The organism is Vibrio sp. McD22-P3 (assembly GCF_021568915.1).
Lineage (GTDB): Bacteria > Pseudomonadota > Gammaproteobacteria > Enterobacterales > Vibrionaceae > Vibrio > Vibrio mediterranei.
In genome coordinates this window covers 205,980-224,119 of sequence record NZ_JAKGTN010000011.1, presented here as the reverse complement: position 1 = coordinate 224,119, position 18,140 = coordinate 205,980, and the positions used below count along the sequence as shown (strand labels likewise).

Sequence of the window (18,140 nt, the reverse complement as noted above, 5' to 3'; positions counted from 1 at the left end):
AAAAGTGGCGGAGAGATAGGGATTTGAACCCTAGATACGCTATTAACGTATGCCGGTTTTCAAGACCGGTGCTTTCAACCACTCAGCCATCTCTCCGTTTTGTGGCGCTAATAATAGAATCATAGGAAAGGGCTGTAAAGAAGAAAATTGCCTTTGGAACACTGACTGCGTTAAATGTAGTCAAAGTGATGTCGATTTACTCATGATGCTCGTTATGTGTGTGATTCCAAGAAGATTGTTTTACTAAAAGAGGATATTCAGCGAGTTTTACTGCTAAATAAAATAATGTTTTTTATTGCTAAGGTGTTGAAATATAAAAATAAAACAGCGTTCAGAATACGCGTGTTCGCTCGAAAAAGTTTGCGTGATGAAGGGACATGCTTCAAAATAGTAGGGTTAGTTCTTATGAACTGAGATTTGAGGTCAAGATGAAAGTTGTAAAATTGTTTAAACAAAGAGCTGATTCGGTTAAGCATCAGTCTGAGCTTATGCAATGGATGTCGCCCACTATTCGCGAATATTGGACTGAGTTTGTCGACAAGACAAACCATAGCAATTTTTTAGCATGGGTCAGAGACTATCACAAGCCTGCAGTAAATGAACCACATGTAGTACAGGTCGAACCAGAAATTGTGCTCAAGCCCGCAGCACAGGCACTATTTGACGAACTGCAAGACAAAATTGGCACTGTGATTCATGAAGGTAACTGGATTCACGTAGGTCAAGAACGAATCAATCAATTTGGATCAATTACTGAAGATAACCAGTGGATCCACACTGATCCAGAAAGAGCAGAACAAGAATCACCATTTAAGACCACTATCGCACATGGTTTCTTAACTCTGTCTTTGTTGCCAGCACTAACAGATAGTGTTGACCCAGATAAACCTCTATTTCCGACTGCGAAGATGATGGTAAATATCGGGTTGAACCAAGTAAGGTTCCCATATCCAGTTAAGGTAGGTAGTAACCTTCGTGCTAAGAGTACCTTGGTCAAAGTTACACCGATCAAGAAAGGTCTTGAGATAGAGCGTGAAATACGCGTAGAAATAGAAGGGATCCGTCGCCCAGCGTGCATTGCGACATCTGTGATTCACTTACACTTCTAAGTCGAATTTCAAAAAAACCAGCATCATTGCTGGTTTTTTTTTGCTTGCCACTAACTCAGTCATGATTGACGTAACACACTTCATAATTAATATTTAATCTCTCCATCTGTTTAAACCAACGTTTTTGATTGTTCTGAAGTTTGTCACCAGGTCCCTTTACCTCGCACCATAACCATTCGTTGCCTTTAAACGCGACTAGATCAGGCATACCATTGCGATAGGCTCTTAGGTCTGAGAGAAGAACAGCAAACAAATCTGCTAATTGCTCATAGTCAATGGATGTCATTGCCAACTCTAACCATTCGGTATCCACTAGGTCCCAAACAATGAATGGGTTCTGAATATCTTTTTTGGTTTCTAGAATGTTTAGGTACGGCTTAACACCAGTTCGTTTAACTTCGGATAGCCTTTGTTCGATGGCGCCTTTTCGCTTTTCAATAAATGATGGATGATATAAATCGAGCGGTTGGCGTTGGAACGGATTGATAAAAGCGCCTTCGACGGGGGCAAAAATAATGTCCCAAAATACCAATCCAAACATAGTGTTGAGAAACTGATTCTCTAAATAGAAAACCTTCCATCCTAGATCAGATAGCTCATTGCAAACGACTAATTCAACACGTTCATGAGATAAATCAAGATTGAACCTACGTTCTGGAAAACTAGGTTTGACCATCTTCTCAAGAGTTGTCTTTAATTTCCTGTCGAGTTTAGTTTTGAGTCGTTCTCCGACTTCTTGCTCATCGATGCTTAGAGGGCTTCTAATCATTGTTAGTGCAATTCTAATGGCTGCCTCGAATTTCTCTTGATGAATTAGTATACGAACTTGTCGCTCCCTCGATGGCGGGAGCCGAGAGGACTCGAACAGGCGAAAAGCGAGGTCGAGGTCGCCTTGTCGCTCGAGATCTCTCGCGATTAGATTAGTGAGTTTGTCTAACTGCCTAGTGGCGTACTGTCCGTTTGCAGATGGGAGCAAGTCAGCAAATTGCCTTATGAGCTTAGAACAAGGCTTTGTTAGTTCTGTGTACGCTATCCTTAGATCTGTAATTTCAAGAGTTGAGTCGATTTCCGCTCTATTATTGAACAACCTAGTTGCCTTAGACACTTCATAATTCTCGAACTTATGAATTCCTAAGTTCTCTAAAACGAATTGTGCAAACTCTTGGTGCCGATTTCCAAAGAATAGTAAACAAAGAAGGGGTAACACCTCATCGTCCAACAATCTGACGACAGTGAACGGAAGTTTCGGAACATGATTAGGCTGTTTGTGATGTAACTGTTCTATCAGTTCGTTCTTTTTAGCGGTACGTTTTAGACCTGAATAAAAAGTGAGAATCTCAGGTTTTGATAACAACGTGGATGCGAGTTCAAATGAACTTGTCGGTGGCTCTGTACTTATAAAACCATACTCTATGAGTTCTAATATGGGTGAATCGAGACAGCCGATCTCGGGATAGTTCAGTTTATCGTCTCTAAACCAAATCCCCTTGCGAGTCATTAACCGAATAACAAGGCATTGTGCGTTTTCACTAAGAGTGTGAAACGATTCAATCCAATGTCGTTCACTCTGTTTCAATAAATCAGAGTTGATAGACTCAACATGCAACAACAAACGTATGAAGTTATCTCGATAATACTTAGGTGACAGAGTAGGTGGTGAAAAAACAGGCACTAGGAACGACGCTTCTTGTTTAGGTGAATTCCGTTTTATTAAATATTAGTTGAGTAATTTGAGCTATAAAAAATATCACATTACCAAAAACAGAGCGTTTGTTGAGTCGTAGATTAGTGATGTAGATCTATCAGCCAAATGGATGTTTTTCTGACAATACTAATTAACTGTATGATTATTATTCAAAAATAACTGTATTAATATGTTTACACTGTGTCTAATTTTAAAAACGAGCAATTAATTTGCCTTTTTATTTAAATAGTGATTGAACTTATTGTTCGAAGCAGATAAGTTACAAGGAAAGAGCACGACATAAGTCACAAAATGGAATGCGGTCGTGTATCAAAGATGTAGATTTAAAAGAATAGGAAGAAGTAAGCAATGTTTCAAACTGATGATGTACGAATTAATAAAGTAAAAGAACTATTACCACCAGTTGCTGTTTTAGAGAAGTTTCCAGCGACAGAAGTTGCTTCTTCAACAACGTTTAACGCACGTAAAGCAATCCACAATATCCTTCAAGGCGACGATGACCGTCTGCTAGTGATCGTCGGTCCATGTTCTATTCATGACACTGAAGCGGCGATTGAGTACGGCAAACGACTAAAAGTACTGCGTGACGAACTTGGTGACAGACTAGAAATCGTAATGCGCGTTTACTTTGAGAAGCCACGCACAACAGTAGGTTGGAAAGGCCTCATTAATGACCCTTACTTAAACGACACATTCAAGATTAACGATGGCTTGCGTATGGGTCGTAAGCTACTCCTAGACTTGACTGATATGGGCATGCCAACGGCGAGTGAATTCCTTGATATGATCAGCCCGCAATATGTTGCTGACCTTATTAGCTGGGGTGCGATTGGTGCGCGTACAACTGAGTCTCAAGTTCACCGCGAACTGTCTTCTGGTATTTCTTGCCCTGTAGGATTTAAAAACGGTACTGACGGTAACATCAAGATTGCGTCTGATGCGATTCGCTCTGCTAGCGCTTCTCACCACTTCTTGTCTGTAACCAAATACGGTCATTCGGCGATTATTGAAACCGCTGGTAACCCTGACTGTCATATTATTTTGCGCGGTGGTAAAGAGCCAAACTATAGTGCTGATCATGTAAAAGCGATCAAAGATGAGCTGACAGCGAATGGCCTACCTGCAAAAGTTATGATTGACTTTAGTCATGCGAATAGCTCAAAGCAATTCCAACGTCAAAAAGTCGTTGCTAGCGATGTAGCTCAGCAGATGGCTAACGGTGAAGACGCTATCTTTGGTGTAATGATTGAGTCTCACCTAGTTGAAGGCCGCCAAGATTTAGTAGATGGAGTTGCGCCAACTTATGGTCAGTCGATTACTGATGCGTGTATCGGTTGGGAAGATACTGAAAATGTACTTCGTGAACTGGCAGACGCTGTTGAAGCACGTCGTAAAGCGTAAGCATTTTTGATAGATGTTTAAGCCCTTGGCTAACCGAGGGCTTTTTTATTGAATTATACAGTATGGCATACTATTATGTGTGGCCTTATCATATTTTTAGGTTAAATATAATGAAACTGTCTATCCATCATATCCTCATCGTCTGCTTTAGCGTTCTTCTTCCTACTACCGTAAGTGCAACCACATTGACCAATGAACAACTCTGTACGGCAGGTCTAGCGCTTGCCATTGATAAACAACCACGTGGAATCAATACAAAAGGGCTAGCCGGAAAACAAGTACTTCTGGCATTAAAAGATGGTAACAACGACTGGGATTATCGTTGTCACGTGAATCGTTCTTCGAAAACAATAAAACTCGAGGCGAGAGAGTCTAGACTAAATGATGCTTACCTGAAGCAGGCTATCCGTTACGATGTTTCCAACAAGGCTAGATCCGTAGAGGTAAAGATGAAACGAAGAAATGGCGGATTCAAATCAGAAAAGTATCAAGCCAGACAACTCAAAAGCTAATGCGTTTTATGACGGAAAAGGGAGCATTAAATGCTCCCTTTTAAAGTCACTCGACAATGATGTCTTTCACAGTGGGGTGTTCATGAATCGAGACAGGATCAAGTTTCAAAGTTTGCGTAGGGTAGGCAATATCAGCGTCATTTTTCTTAATAATGTCCATTACTTTTAATAAGACATCTTGCTTTACTTCATGATAGCGAGCCCAGTTTACTGTTTTGGTAAAGGTATAGATAAAAAAGTTAAGCGAAGAAGGACCAAATTTATCGAAATTCACCATCAGTGTCTGTTTGGTGTCGATATCTTTATGATTTTCTAGCATGGTTTTCACTTCATCAACAATCTGACTGACTTTGTCTCCATCGTCATAACGAAGACCAATCGTTTCATAGATTCTGCGATTAAGCATACGTGAGGGATTCTCAACGACAATGTTGCTGAAAACAGAGTTTGGAACATAGAGTGGTCTTTTATCAAAGGTACGAATAATGGTCATTCTCCAACCAATACGTTCCACTGTTCCTTCTATTGCGCGGTCTGGAGAGCGTATCCAGTCACCGACCTTAAATGGGCGGTCAAAATAAATCATCATGCCGCCAAAGAAATTAGACAGTAGGTCTTTAGCCGCAAGACCAACAATTAAGCCACCGACGCCACCAAAGGTAAGTAAGCCTGATAGACTGAGGCCTAGCGCCTGCATTACCGTCAATATGCCTATGGAGATAAAAAACAAGCGCGCTACTTTTGCTATGGCCTGAACGGTCGTCTCATCGCGTTTTTTCTGAGCCAAGACATGCTCTTCAACGTTTTGAATAAGTCGAAGAAAAATCCAGATAAAGGTTGATATAACAAGCAGTAAGTCGACCTTATTTAACCAACTCGTATCTGTGTCTGTATGAGAGGTCAGAACTAACCCAATAGATACGGTTGCAGGCCAGAGCCAAATGAGGACACTAATAGGAGACTTAACCGCTTTGATAAGTAGATCATCCCATACAAGACTGGTTCTTTGTGTCAGTGCTTCAAGTCGCCCATAGAATATTCGCCAAACAACCCAAAGAAGGAAACTACTGCCAGTGATAAGTAGTAGATTACTTAATAGATCGTAGCCAAAAGATTGAATATAGTTTTGTAGCGTATCCATAGAACTGTTCATCGCCGTTAGAAACCTTTCTATTAACTCAATGTATTTGTTCAGATCAAACAATGAGTAAATGAATCGTAATTATCGGATATTACTCAGATTAATAAGGATAGTACATGCAGAAAGTGATTTTTATTTTATGGCAACAAACCATTTTTTCAATACAAAAAGAAACGCGATACCGAGAGTAGACTGGTATCGCGTGCGTTCAACCTTTGAAAAATGAGCAACACTTGCAGCATAGGTTTATGCTGCCCACTTATTGGTCAAACAAAGCTAAGTATTGTTCATAACCTTGCTGTGCAAGCATTGATTTTGGAATAAAACGCATTGCCGCTGAGTTCATGCAGTAACGCAGTCCTGTAGGTGCGGGGCCATCTTTAAACACATGCCCAAGATGAGAATCTGCAAATCTGCTTCTTACTTCAGTTCTTGGAAAAATCATCTTATAATCAGTGTTTGTGACAATGTAACCCTCGTCTATGGGCTTAGTGAAGCTAGGCCAGCCGGTTCCCGACTTGTACTTATCAGTGGAAGAAAATAGAGGCTCTCCACTAACAACATCTACGTAGATACCATCCTCTTTGTTATCCCAATATTCATTGTTGAATGGCTTTTCTGTACCATCTTCTTGAGTAACATAGAACTGTAAGTCAGTAAGGGTCTGTTTGATTTCATTGTTATCTGGCCTGGTATAACGCTTTACCGAAGTCTTATTCATTTGGTTATCTATCATTTGGCGAAGGGTCATTGGGTTATCTTTTCTGTCTTCACCGAAAATCTCATCTAAGTATTGGTCGCGACCAGAATTGTATCGATAGTATTTGTATTTCAAGCTACTTTTTTTATAAAAATCCTGATGGTATTCCTCCGCAGGCCAGAAAGTATCAAAAGCAATCAACTCGGTAGCGAGAGGTTTTTGAAACACACCGAGTGTGTCTATCTCGGACATAAATCGCTCCGCAATCTGCTTTTGGTCGGTGTTATGGTAGAAAATAGCAGGGCGATATTGCGGCCCTCGGTCTACGAATGAGCCTTTATCATCAGTTGGATCAATATGGCGAAAGAAGTAGTCAAGAACTTGCTCGTACGAGACTTCGTCAGCATCATAGCTTACTTGAACAACTTCAATATGACCTGAGCTGCCACTCGCGACTTGTCGGTATGTCGGGTTTTGTTGTTGACCACCCGCATAACCAGATACAACTTCTGTCACGCCATGTAATTGTTCTAAATCTGATTCAGTACACCAGAAACAGCCACCCGCTAAAGTCGCGACCTCTTGATTCGCTCCTTTTGTTTTAGGTGAGTCAGCCATCCCCTTGCTCGGTACCATAAGCCAAAAAACTGGAACGGCCGCTACTAACGCAACAAGTAGTTTGGTGAAGTTCGTCATTTAAGCTCCAAATTAAGTAGTGTTTGTTATTTCTAGTAGACAGAGTGGCATGGGGAAAAATTTCAAATTGCCGTTTTATCGGTTACTATCTCAGTCCTTACAATCAGTCGGAGTGCAGAGGTTTATATGCAAGCGGAAGTGAAATGGATCGAAGGATTCAAGTTTTTAGGACAATCTCAATCTGGTCATTCCATCGTGATGGATGGCAGTGGGGGTGATACCGCACCAAGTCCGATGGAAATGGTTTTAATGGCAGCAGGTGGTTGTAGTTCAGTTGATGTGGTAGACGGATTAAAGTCAGAAAACCAAGCCGTAACATCGGTAAATGCGAAGCTAACGACAGAACGACGTGAAACAGCACCAAGAATCTTTACCGCGATTAACATTCATTTCGAAGTCAGTGGTGACAATCTTGACGAAGCCTTAGTGGCTAAGGTAACCAAAGATTCATTAGAGAAATATTGCTCGGTATGTCTCATGCTTGGTGCTGGTGTTGAAATGACTCACTCTTGGGAAATTATTTAAAGGACGACATCGGTGAAAGAAAAGGAATTCGATCAACTTATCGTTGTTCTAGGAAAGCGCCTCAACAACAATGCACTCACTCTGGAAGGAATGTCTAGAGTTGAAGAAATCTTGCGTCATGTTGGCAGCAGTGACTGTAGCTCATCGATTATTGCCTTTTGTGGTGGCGTGACGAATGGACAGTCAGTTTCTGAGGCTCGATTAATGTTTGAAGCGTTTGAAGCTGGTCTTTCATCGATGGATAATTCCAACATTGGCGCTGTTTTGCTCGAAGAGGAATCAACAAGTACGGTGGAAAACATCATTCACTTGTCAGAAGTACTCTTAGAAAGTGAATTGCTACAAAATGATGCGAAAATTGAAGTGAAGTTTGTTTCGAATGACTACCACTTGGAAAGGATGTTTACCATCCAATCCTTACTCGATGAGCAAGGTTTGCTACGCTACCTAAAATCCGAATGCCAGCGTGCAGGGTTGAATTTAACTATCTCATCTGACATAAAGTCACATTTCCCAGTACCTTATCCTCACCACTGTGTAAACGGACAGTTGTTTCTCTTGCTCGATGAACTGACGACTTACCGTGTGTATTTGGAGGGGGTTAGGGATAAGGTGTTTAGACGTCCTTTATCTGAAGTAGTCGTAAAACCGTTATCTATTGCCCATCGTGCATTAGCGCAGTTAGAAGATCTCGTTTCGCCTACATCTCATGCTGTGTTGTATGACCAACTGCCGGCCTTGAAGGCAGCAGTTGAAAGAACATCATCAACAGAGAACACCAGTGACATAGAGAACGATCTTTCTTTATTCGACACTGTATTAAACTACCTAAATCGATGTTTGGATCCTGAGCGGGACGAGAGTATTAAGTGGTGGCGATAACAGACTTCTGGTGAAAATTATCATTAAATTAGTCGATTAGTTCGACCTGTCTCCATGATGTCCTACACTCAAAGTATCTAAACTTTAGTTGGGCAAGGGAATGAGGCAACTTAACTTTTGGAATAACTTGTCGGTTCAACGCAAAATGGTTTTACTTGTGTTGTTACCGATAGTGCTGATTATTTTCTTGGCATCTCGTCAGATTTCTACCCTAAATCTCCAACTAAACAACCTTGAAAAAGTAGAAGCGTTAGTACGCTTTTCTGAAATTCTTTCCGATACACAATCACAGTCAAATTCTACGCGACTTGAAAAGGCGACTGTTGAGCTTTCCCCTGTGCTTGATTCTCTCCAACAATATGCGGCAAAAATATACGGTGTAGAAGATTTAAAGCGGATTGATAACCTTCTTGTTGATTATTTTGAAACGCTTGAATCGATTAGAGATAGCCAAGATATAACGGAGACCCATGAGCTAGTTGATTGGCAAAATGAGAGTTACAAGCAATTACTGTTGTTTGTAGAGAAAACTCCATTAACGGCTGTTATTCCACAAGTCGATGGGCACTTGGTATCTCTCGCACAGTTAGAGTGGCTAATGTTCTGGGCTGGAGAAGAAATCTGGCAGATCAATGCGTTAGTAAATGGCAATCAACTAAACAGTGAAGCTATGCTATCAGCAAGAGAGTCGATAATTAACTTAGTGCAGAGCCAGCAACTTTTTGTAGAAAGGTTTATCGCGATAAATGCGGATGAAACTCAAGTTAGTTTGCTATTGAAAGCCTTTTCTAACGCTGCTTTTGAGCAGAGCAGTGTTTTTAGAGAGCAGCTTTTAAATACCAAGAGTGCAAACGCTTTATCTGTAGCTGATATTAAGCTTGGAATGGAAGCGCTAGACTTGAGGCTCAATCTAATTCAGGGCGTGTCTCAGTCTATTGAGGTACAACTTAGAAGTGAAATTAGAGAACTTGTCTCTGGCTTTGAAAAACAAAGACTGCTGTTTTTAACACTAGTTGGCGTTCTAACCATCTTAGTGGTCGGTATTGGGATAAGTCTTGCTCATCGTGTAACTCGTAATTTGAGTTTGGTTCTATCTTACTTGGAGAATGAAAAAAGTACTGGAGACATACCGCTTACGGCTCGAATTGGCGGTAAAGACGAATTGAGCCGCTTTGCACGTGAGGTCGAAAGGTTGACGAACGAACAGCAAGAGAGTCAACGTAAGCTGCTTGAAGCTAAAAACGCAGCCGAGCATGCGAAAGAAAATGCCATCGAAGCAAGTAAAGCAAAGAGTAGTTTTTTAGCAAACATGTCACATGAAATTCGTACCCCTCTAAACGGTGTTATTGGTATTTCTGAAGTCTTGTCTGATACAGACTTGACTGCTACTCAAAAAGATTACGTTGATACGATTGAGACCTCTTCCCAGCTGCTATTAAGCCTAATCAATGACATCCTAGACTTTTCGAAGATTGAATCAGGGATGCTTCAAATCAACCCGCACTCCACTTCTATACGGGAAACGATTTATGACATCGCATCGATCGTGGCACCAAAAGTCAAAGAGAAAGGCATAGAGCTAATCGTTGATATCGACCAGAACGTTCCGTTTCGTGTTCTTGCTGATGATCATCGCATGCGTCAAGTGTTAATGAACTTTATGTCTAATGCCGTTAAATTCACTGATAAAGGTAGTGTTACCATAGGAGTACACTATCAAGGCGAGTCTAATAACATGGCGTCGTTGATGTTTGAAGTTCAGGATTCGGGTATTGGCATCGACAAAGAAAGGCAATCCAAAATCTTTGAAGCGTTTGCTCAAGAAGATGACTCTACAACGCGACAGTTTGGAGGTACGGGTCTTGGATTAGCGATCAGCACTCAATTGATTGAATTAATGGGAGGGGAAATCCGACTTGATTCAGTGAAGGGAGTAGGGAGTCGCTTTTACTTCACACTAGATTTAGCCATTGATGAAAAAGAGTATCAGCACCGCAGTCCATTACTCTTCGATGAGCTCGTTATTGTTTGTGATGCGCCGGCCTATGAACGCCGTTTACGTACTGAGCTCGACTTTTATCAGCTGAACATCGCTCGGGTTTGCCGTTCAATTCAAGAGGCTGACTTGCTCAATCCACAGAAGAAAACTTTATTAATTTATGTTGAAGGTGGAGATGTCAGTTCTGATAAGGATGAAACACGCTTTGCAGAGATCCAAGCTAACCGAACGGCAATATGTTTAATCAGACAGTTTGAAAGCTCGAATAAGGACTTTGGCAATAACATTTGCGCACTCATTACTTACCCTTTACTGGGTAATCGACTTTTGAAATCGCTCGAGGCGTGCTGTCGGACGTTAGATAAAGGGCTAGCTACTCCAAACATCGACACTTATGCTACTAAACGAGTCAAAGTCTTATTAGTTGAAGATAATATCGTGAATCAAAAAGTAGCTAGCCTGCACCTTAATAAAATGGGGCTTGAATATGATGTTGCGAACAACGGTGTAGAAGCTATTGAGCATTACAAGAAAGATACGAGCTACGCGTTTATTTTGATGGACTGTATGATGCCTATTATGGACGGATTCGAAGCGACAGAAAAAATACGCAGTTACGAATCTAATAATCATCTACCTCGGACTCCAATTATTGCTTTGACAGCTAGTGTAGTCGATGATGACATTCAGAAGTGTTTTGACTCGGGTATGGATGATTATGTTCCTAAGCCCTTCAAAGCCGAAATACTCAAAGAAAAGATCGTGTCGGCGATTGAGCTTAAAGGCGCGGTTGATAGTCCTATCGTACTCGATAACAAGATATCGATTGAACAGACGCCTAAATCTAATCCAGCACTGGCAGAAGCTCAGTCAGTGTCTGATGCTCACTCTTCTGGAAGAGTTCTGTTGGTGGAAGATAATTTAGTTAATCAGAAGGTTGCATCACTACATCTCAAAAAAGCTGGGTTTGATTACGTGATAGCGGCTGATGGCCAAGAAGCATTGGAGCTATTTATCAGTCAAGGTAAGTTCGATGTCATTTTGATGGACTGTATGATGCCAATAAAGGATGGCTTTCATGCAACACAGGATATACGCTCGTACGAGAAAGAGAATGGATTGAACCCAACGCCAATAATCGCGTTAACAGCCAGTGTGGTCGATGATGATATTCAGAAGTGTTTTGATGCAGGAATGGATGCTTATGTGCCAAAGCCTGTTCGCAGAGAAAAACTCCTACATGAAATGAACAACTATCTGTCTTAGTTTTTCTAGACCTAGTCTTTTTAACAATGGCATTGCGGGGACACATATAACGTCACGAAAGATAGCAATGCCATTGTACTATTAAATAAAGGCATACTTTGTTCGCTTTATTAGGTGAACCATCACAACGAAACACCTACTATGAGTAAACCTAAATTACGCGAGTGTTTCGATGCTACTTATCTCTATTTCAATTCTTATATTTGCTGCTTTATTGTTACCCATTATTCGTAATACAGAGAAGGGTTCCCTCGACCAATATAGTCGAGCTCTGGTGCCTGGGAGAGTGATTAAACTGTCAGAGGGTTATGTTCATTATGAATTACAAGGTGACGAATGTGGCGAGGTAGTGGTGCTGGTTCATGGTTTTTCCGCACCCTCATATATGTGGGAGAAAAACATATCTTCGCTTGTTAGTGCAGGCTACAGAGTGCTTACGTTTGATTTGTATGGACGCGGTTTCAGTGATCGACCTAATACAACCTATGATTGCCAACTATTTGTTAACCAGATAGAACAGTTAACGCAGGCAGTTGTGCCGAAGGATAAATTTCACTTGATTGGTTTGTCTATGGGAGGTGCAATAGTGTCGGGCTACACTTCAACATTCCCACACAAAGTACTGAGTGTGGGTTACATTGCACCGTTTAATCAGCCTATTGACCTTGGTTCATTGACATTACCTGTCATTGGCAAATGGCTTGGATATAGTTTCTTTATTCCGAAGCTTGCCGCCAATCAACTTAATGATTTAGTCTATCCGGAAAAACAGCCAAATTGGGAAAAGAGGTTTGCAGAGCAAATGCAATACAGAGGTTTCAGAAGAGCCATTATCGATACGGCTATTAACCTAATTTCCAAAGACCCTAGCGAAGATTATAAAGTAGTTGGGCGAAGTGGCATAAACAAATTGGTTATTTGGGGTGATCAAGACAAAGTAATACCAGTTAAAGATGCTAGCAGGGTAGTTGACATGTTGGGTGAAAAAACAACATTAGTGTTATTGAAGAATGCTGGTCACGTATTGCAGTTTGAGGCGGCTGAGCAAGTGAATGTTGCACTGTTGGAACATTTAGCTCGGAGTTAAAGTAGCAAATTGACAGCGCCAGTAAGTTACTGGCGCTTTGTTTGAATGCCTAGACTCGCTCAGCCAAATACGCATCGTAATCTGGAACTTCGATTTCAACTTCTTGCTCTAGAAGGTTGGACTCAAACAAGAAGTTGGCCGTTGCACGGTTTGTGGCGACAGGGATATTCCAAACGCTAGCGATACGCAGTAGGGCTTTAACATCAGGATCATGCGGCACCGCGTTTAGTGGGTCCCAGAAGAAAATCAGCATGTCTAATTTACCTTCAGAGATCAACGCACCGATTTGTTGGTCGCCACCCATTGGGCCACTAATCATACTTTTGATTGCTAAGCCGGTCTCTTTACTTAACATGTGGCCAGTGGTGCCAGTGGCGTACAAAAAGTGACCTTGTAACTTTTCTTTGTTCTCTTGTACCCAACGCAGCAATTCTGGTTTGTAATGGTCATGTGCGACCAATGCAATGTGTTTATGTGCTGGCATGGTACGAATGGTTTTTTGCATTTGACTCAATTCCTAAGTGTTTATCTTCCAATTCCAATAACCGAGTATTGTCACATTGATTATTGGAATTGAAAGGTATTCAGATACTTTGATGTTAATAGTTGTATTACTCAGTATCAATGAAGATAACTGATATCTGTGACAGTTAATCTCCTTGGACTGAGAAGACAGGTCGGTAGCCTGTAGGAGATAGTGATTTTTCAATCGCTAGACTCGATAAGTGTGTCGGTGAAAGTACTTCAATACTCGGTGCTTGGTCTTTTTGAAATGGAATACCTCTCAAGTAAGAAGTGGCTTGGAGCAATGAGAGGCGACCTTGTTCAACCATTTTGTCTGTTGGAGCTAGTTGAACTTTATCTCGCAGTAACCCACGGTAAACACCGTGACTGAGGTAGATGGACAAAAGCTCAATACTATCTTCTTTCCCAGAACTTCGTAGTTCACTGATTGCTGCTTCAATCGCAACAGCGCTCCCAACAATATAGGCCAGACTATCGTGGTCCTCTATAACCTTTTGAACCAAGTTACGCTGTAACTCCTTGTCATTGTCAGCCCATAGAGTTTCTACTACATTGATGTCGCTATCTTTGATAGCTTCGAGAAACCCAAGAATGACGGGCTTCGTGCCACCACTAGAGCGAGGACCAGGTAGCAATGCTACAGGGGTGTTTCCTGAGCCCTTGGGGTGTTTCTTGGCAAGATAATCTCCAACTCTGTAACCCATCCAATACCAATCAACGCCAACCACGCCTTTCACGTGTTTAGATTGTTGTTTGTCGACGACAAGGTGATTAACGGTTGCAAAAACTGGTACATCACCTGTATAGACCGATAAATCGTGTGTGAATGCGGTAGGCGAGACGGTGCCCAGTATAATGGCATCCGCATTCCATTGACGACAAGCGCTTAACTGAGCCCTTTGTTTATCAATATTAGGGTAGCCACCAGACTCTAACACTTTCAACTCTACTTTTTGCTCTTTGGCTTCTTGAACCATGCCGTAGTTAACGGATAGCCAATAGGAATCTTTGAGGTGAGGATAAATTGCACAGATCTTTTCTTGAGACGCGATGGCTTGCGAGCTAGAAATGAGCAAGGCAGCAGAGAAAATGGAATGGAATATGTTTTTTTTTGACATTGGTTAATCGTTTAGTGGCATCTCTATCTTCAACACTGCAAAATATAGCGTACTATCAAAGAGTAAAGAAGTGGATTCTGCCGGAGTGGTTAATGTTACTCGCTAAAGCCAGTATTGGCCGTAAATTATTATTCTCGTTTCTTGTTATGGCGATGTTGGTTCTGTTATCAACGGCTATCGGTGTATCAGGGTTCTCTTTTGTTGCTAAAACAGAGCGCAATGTAGTCGATACCGCTATTCCTTCAATGCTCGAAGCGCGTGAAGTATCAGAGTTGAGTACTCGTATCATCGCTTCTGTCCAAACCTTGTCTAATGCGAAAACCAAAGAACAACACCAAGAAGCCGGCAAGGTGTTATTTTCACGTTTGGAAGCGCTCCTCACTCATATAAAAACGTTAGGTTCAGACTCATTTGATTCTCAATTGCTCAACGAGCTTGAGAACTATGTCCAATCAATTATTGATAGTCTTGTCGAGCTTGGAGTTGCTGTGGAGCAATCTATTACATTGGATCAGTCTATTGATGATGAAGTCGAGCTTCTAAGAGTAAAAGCAGAAGAACTCGAGCAGCTAACGCGCACTCAGGTTCTTAACACCAGTACTATCGCCGTTGCGAACGTCACTCACATATATCGCTTACTGGAGCAAGAAAATAAAGCCGATGCCCTAGATGCGCTAGACAGTTTGGTAGAAGTCGACCTTGACTTGTCGGAACGATTACATGAGTTGCACTTATTGGCTTTTAAGACTCTAAATCAAATTGAGGAGAGTCGTACAGTTTCAGATCTCGGCCGAATTGAAGAACTGCAAAAGGACTACCAAAACAACATCAGTATTATGACAAGACGAGTCAAAGGAGTTGAAGACCCTGCTCGTTCTAAGCAAATGAGTGAGCTTTTGGCTGAACTATCTCAAGGAAAGCGCGTTTTCTCATTACTTACTCAGAAACACAATGTTAGACAACGCTCTAAAGCATTGATGCAAGAGACGCTAGAACAGTTTACGTCGTTAAACTCCACCGTGTCGAAGTTAGTCGATCAATCAAATGCGACGACCACGAAAGCGGTGGCTGAGCTATCTTCGACATTAAGCTTTGCGCAATGGACGTTAACTCTTTTATCTATTGCAGGTTTTGTCGTTGTTGTTTTGATTGTATGGCGAGTGGTTTATGTATCCGTAGTGAAACGTCTTGGTGAATACTCATCAGCACTACTTTCCATTGCTAAAGGCCAGTTAAAGGTGGATGTCACCGTCAAGGGTAATGATGAACTTGCTCATATGGGACAAGCCATCATCACCGCTCGCAATACTGCTCAGGCACTTAAGGTGGTTGCTGAGGCTGAAGCAGCGGCAAAAAGAGAGCTTCAAGAGCATAAAGAACATCTTGAAGAGATCGTGGCTGATCGAACGTTACAGCTTCAGAAGAGTAATGAACGATTAAATCAAGAAGTACTCAACCATGCCAAAGCGAGAAATGCCGCGGAGCAAGCCAACCGTGCCAAATCGGCATTCTTAGCGACAATGAGTCACGAAATACGCACTCCTATGAATGGAGTTTTAGGTACAGCAGCTTTAATGGAAGAGACACCACTAAACAACCAGCAACAGAAGTTTCTGGATGTCATTAATCGAAGTGGTCAGAACCTGCTTGCGATTCTCAATGATGTGCTCGATTACTCTAAAATAGAAGCAGGACATTTAGAAATCAGAAATAAGCCGTTTGATCTTTATCGTATGATCCAAGACTGCTATCAACTTATGCTAGGCAAAGCTTTAGAGAAGGGGCTCGACTTTAAATTTCATATCGAAAGTGACGTGTCTGACGTCTATTGTGGCGATGTCACTCGATTAAGCCAAGTGCTTAATAATCTCGTCGGTAATGCTATTAAGTTTACACCTTCGGGCCAAGTGGATATATACGTCTCTCTCGATCCAGATGACGAAACGTGTGTCATGATTGAAGTCTCAGATACAGGAGTTGGTATCAGTCCTGAGGATCAGCTCAATCTGTTTGACGCATTTACTCAAGCTGAAAATGGGTATTCAACTGCGGGCGGCACTGGGCTTGGCTTAGCGATCAGCCAAAAATTGGTCAAAGCGATGAATGGGGCAGTTTACGTTGACTCCTACTTAGAAGAAGGTAGCCGCTTTTGGTTTGTTGTTCCACTGGAGCAATGCACTATAGATAAACAAGAAATAATCCAACCGCTTGGTATCACTAAAACGGTAAATGGCCGCATCCTGTTGATTGAAGATAATGCGGTTAACGCAATGGTGGCTGAAGGCTTTTTAATGAATATGGGACACCATGTCATTTGCGCTGAAAGTGGCCATGATGCAAAACATATTTTTTCTCATAACGACTTTGATATCGTCCTAGTTGATATCAACCTTCCTGACTGCAATGGCGTTGACCTAATGCATCAACTTCGTGAAATCGAAGATTCTCAAGCACAAAAACATCATGCGCCTATGATCGCCGTTTCTGCTCACGTATTTAGTGAGGAAGTTGAGAGCTACTTAGAAGCAGGTTTTGATGGCTACCTTCCGAAACCCGTAGATAGAGAAGCGTTAAAAGAGATGATACAAACGAAGTTAAAAGGCCGCGATTTCGAAATGAAAAATGAAGAACATGTAATTTCTACTCATGAAGAACCTGCTATTGAACAAACGGGTATTATCGATCCTAGTGTTATTGAGGCAGACATCAAAGTGCTAGGAATCGAAAGAATGGCCAAGATTGTAGACGCATTTACTCGTACAAGTGAGCAGACATTACACGAGTTAGAACAAGCCGCACAAATTGATAATGCTAAAGATATTAAGGCGTTAGCCCACAAAATGAAGGGCTCTGCAGGCTCTCTTGGCTTAAGTAGACTTTTTGAAATCTGTTTATCCATCGAATCTTCAGAAGATCAACTTGGACGATATTTAGAACTGCTGGAACCTTTGGTTGCGGCTCAGAGAATGTCCGTAGACTCACTGATAGCAGTACTGGATAAGTATACAGGTTGAACCAAAAGGTGACTACTTGCTGATATTGACTTATAATTGACGTAATATCATGTCATTAATTTGTCGAGGTGCCAATGTTGAGTTTACAACGTGAAGGGTTAGAAGATCCCAAACTATGGGCCAACGCGTTTTACACGACAGTTGATCATATCGCTTTATTTGTGGACTTACCTGTTCAGTCATTAAAACGAGTGGACCGCATAAAGCAAGCGAGAATTCAAACCCGTCTTATAGAAGTCCATGCACTGTTAAGAAGGGTTCAGCCTTGGTTTTCGAGTGAGCAAGCGGCTTGGTCATGGTTTATTGGAGAACCGATCGCTTCGTTTGGCAGATTGACGCCTTCGGAGGTCATTAAGCAGTATAAAGCTGACGGTGTAGCCGCATTGAACGATTATATTACAGCAAAAGAGATGGGTTCTTTTGAGTGATGTTAAGTCAAACCAATCCACTGATATCCACT

Annotated in this window: 14 protein-coding genes and 1 tRNA gene; 9 read left to right on the top strand and 6 right to left on the bottom strand. The window is 41.6% G+C overall.

The window, feature by feature from the left end:
• Nucleotides 1-5: 5 nt before the first annotated feature.
• Nucleotides 6-96 (bottom strand) — tRNA-Ser (locus L2W36_RS14945).
• Nucleotides 97-428: 332 nt separating this feature from the next.
• Between L2W36_RS14945 and L2W36_RS14940 the strand changes: the two genes are divergently transcribed.
• Nucleotides 429-1,109 (top strand): MaoC family dehydratase, encoded by a 681-nt coding sequence (locus L2W36_RS14940; protein WP_006075750.1) that lies wholly within the window; start codon nt 429-431, stop codon nt 1,107-1,109.
• 55 nt (nt 1,110-1,164) lie between these two features.
• Here the strand turns inward: L2W36_RS14940 and L2W36_RS27440 are convergent, their stop codons facing one another.
• A complete protein-coding gene (locus tag L2W36_RS27440; RefSeq protein ID WP_236110440.1) occupies nt 1,165-2,781 on the bottom strand; it encodes a VRR-NUC domain-containing protein in 1,617 nt (538 codons plus the stop codon).
• Between the two features lie 381 nt (nt 2,782-3,162).
• Here L2W36_RS27440 and aroG point away from each other — a divergent pair, with 381 nt between their 5' ends.
• A complete protein-coding gene (gene aroG / locus L2W36_RS14930) occupies nt 3,163-4,215 on the top strand; it encodes a 3-deoxy-7-phosphoheptulonate synthase AroG (protein ID WP_006074887.1) in 1,053 nt (350 codons plus the stop codon).
• A gap of 110 nt (nt 4,216-4,325) precedes the next feature.
• Nucleotides 4,326-4,727, top strand: a complete 402-nt coding sequence (locus L2W36_RS14925) for a hypothetical protein (protein ID WP_236110437.1) — start codon at nt 4,326-4,328, stop codon at nt 4,725-4,727.
• A gap of 46 nt (nt 4,728-4,773) precedes the next feature.
• Here L2W36_RS14925 and L2W36_RS14920 read toward each other — a convergent pair whose 3' ends face one another.
• Both L2W36_RS14920 and msrB read right to left on the bottom strand, forming a co-directional pair.
• A complete protein-coding gene (locus L2W36_RS14920; protein WP_443088398.1) occupies nt 4,774-5,880 on the bottom strand; it encodes a mechanosensitive ion channel family protein in 1,107 nt (368 codons plus the stop codon).
• Nucleotides 5,881-6,127: 247 nt separating this feature from the next.
• Nucleotides 6,128-7,264 (bottom strand): peptide-methionine (R)-S-oxide reductase MsrB, encoded by a 1,137-nt coding sequence (msrB, locus tag L2W36_RS14915; protein ID WP_236110435.1) that lies wholly within the window; start codon nt 7,262-7,264, stop codon nt 6,128-6,130.
• A 126-nt stretch (nt 7,265-7,390) separates the two neighbouring features.
• Here msrB and L2W36_RS14910 point away from each other — a divergent pair, with 126 nt between their 5' ends.
• From L2W36_RS14910 to L2W36_RS14895, 4 genes are all read left to right on the top strand, one after another.
• Nucleotides 7,391-7,789: an OsmC family protein gene (locus L2W36_RS14910; protein ID WP_124942090.1), complete on the top strand. Its 399-nt coding sequence runs from the start codon at nt 7,391-7,393 to the stop codon at nt 7,787-7,789.
• 12 nt (nt 7,790-7,801) lie between these two features.
• On the top strand, nt 7,802-8,671 hold the full coding sequence (locus L2W36_RS14905; RefSeq protein WP_236110434.1) for a YdcF family protein: 870 nt from the start codon (nt 7,802-7,804) through the stop codon (nt 8,669-8,671).
• A 100-nt stretch (nt 8,672-8,771) separates the two neighbouring features.
• Nucleotides 8,772-11,936 carry a response regulator gene (locus L2W36_RS14900; RefSeq protein ID WP_236110432.1) on the top strand — a complete coding sequence of 1,055 codons (3,165 nt, stop codon included), beginning with the start codon at nt 8,772-8,774 and terminating at the stop codon, nt 11,934-11,936.
• 172 nt (nt 11,937-12,108) lie between these two features.
• Nucleotides 12,109-13,023 carry an alpha/beta fold hydrolase gene (locus tag L2W36_RS14895; protein WP_236110430.1) on the top strand — a complete coding sequence of 305 codons (915 nt, stop codon included), beginning with the start codon at nt 12,109-12,111 and terminating at the stop codon, nt 13,021-13,023.
• A 49-nt stretch (nt 13,024-13,072) separates the two neighbouring features.
• On the opposite strand, the gene L2W36_RS14890 is transcribed toward L2W36_RS14895, so the two are convergent.
• Both L2W36_RS14890 and torT read right to left on the bottom strand, forming a co-directional pair.
• Nucleotides 13,073-13,528, bottom strand: coding sequence for a methylglyoxal synthase (locus L2W36_RS14890; RefSeq protein ID WP_006074898.1), 456 nt, complete (start codon nt 13,526-13,528; stop codon nt 13,073-13,075).
• Between the two features lie 145 nt (nt 13,529-13,673).
• Nucleotides 13,674-14,666: a TMAO reductase system periplasmic protein TorT gene (torT, locus tag L2W36_RS14885; protein ID WP_062461515.1), complete on the bottom strand. Its 993-nt coding sequence runs from the start codon at nt 14,664-14,666 to the stop codon at nt 13,674-13,676.
• Between the two features lie 92 nt (nt 14,667-14,758).
• On the opposite strand from torT, the gene torS reads away from it, so the two are divergent.
• Both torS and L2W36_RS14875 read left to right on the top strand, forming a co-directional pair.
• Nucleotides 14,759-17,680, top strand: a complete 2,922-nt coding sequence (gene torS / locus L2W36_RS14880) for a TMAO reductase system sensor histidine kinase/response regulator TorS (RefSeq protein WP_236110428.1) — start codon at nt 14,759-14,761, stop codon at nt 17,678-17,680.
• Between the two features lie 74 nt (nt 17,681-17,754).
• Nucleotides 17,755-18,108 carry a hypothetical protein gene (locus L2W36_RS14875; RefSeq protein WP_236110427.1) on the top strand — a complete coding sequence of 118 codons (354 nt, stop codon included), beginning with the start codon at nt 17,755-17,757 and terminating at the stop codon, nt 18,106-18,108.
• Nucleotides 18,109-18,140 lie beyond the last annotated feature (32 nt).

Bases quoted from the DNA above. Each gene is read 5' to 3' on its own strand.
- aroG (WP_006074887.1), top strand. From the start codon at position 3,163: ATGTTTCAAACTGATGATGTACGAATTAATAAAGTAAAAGAACTATTA.
- torT (WP_062461515.1), bottom strand. From the start codon at position 14,666: ATGTCAAAAAAAAACATATTCCATTCCATTTTCTCTGCTGCCTTGCTC.
- L2W36_RS14925 (WP_236110437.1), top strand. From the start codon at position 4,326: ATGAAACTGTCTATCCATCATATCCTCATCGTCTGCTTTAGCGTTCTT.
- L2W36_RS14895 (WP_236110430.1), top strand. From the start codon at position 12,109: ATGCTACTTATCTCTATTTCAATTCTTATATTTGCTGCTTTATTGTTA.
- L2W36_RS14920 (WP_443088398.1), bottom strand. From the start codon at position 5,880: ATGAACAGTTCTATGGATACGCTACAAAACTATATTCAATCTTTTGGC.
- L2W36_RS14940 (WP_006075750.1), top strand. From the start codon at position 429: ATGAAAGTTGTAAAATTGTTTAAACAAAGAGCTGATTCGGTTAAGCAT.
- L2W36_RS14875 (WP_236110427.1), top strand. From the start codon at position 17,755: ATGTTGAGTTTACAACGTGAAGGGTTAGAAGATCCCAAACTATGGGCC.
- L2W36_RS14890 (WP_006074898.1), bottom strand. From the start codon at position 13,528: ATGCAAAAAACCATTCGTACCATGCCAGCACATAAACACATTGCATTG.
- L2W36_RS14910 (WP_124942090.1), top strand. From the start codon at position 7,391: ATGCAAGCGGAAGTGAAATGGATCGAAGGATTCAAGTTTTTAGGACAA.
- msrB (WP_236110435.1), bottom strand. From the start codon at position 7,264: ATGACGAACTTCACCAAACTACTTGTTGCGTTAGTAGCGGCCGTTCCA.
- L2W36_RS14900 (WP_236110432.1), top strand. From the start codon at position 8,772: ATGAGGCAACTTAACTTTTGGAATAACTTGTCGGTTCAACGCAAAATG.
- torS (WP_236110428.1), top strand. From the start codon at position 14,759: ATGTTACTCGCTAAAGCCAGTATTGGCCGTAAATTATTATTCTCGTTT.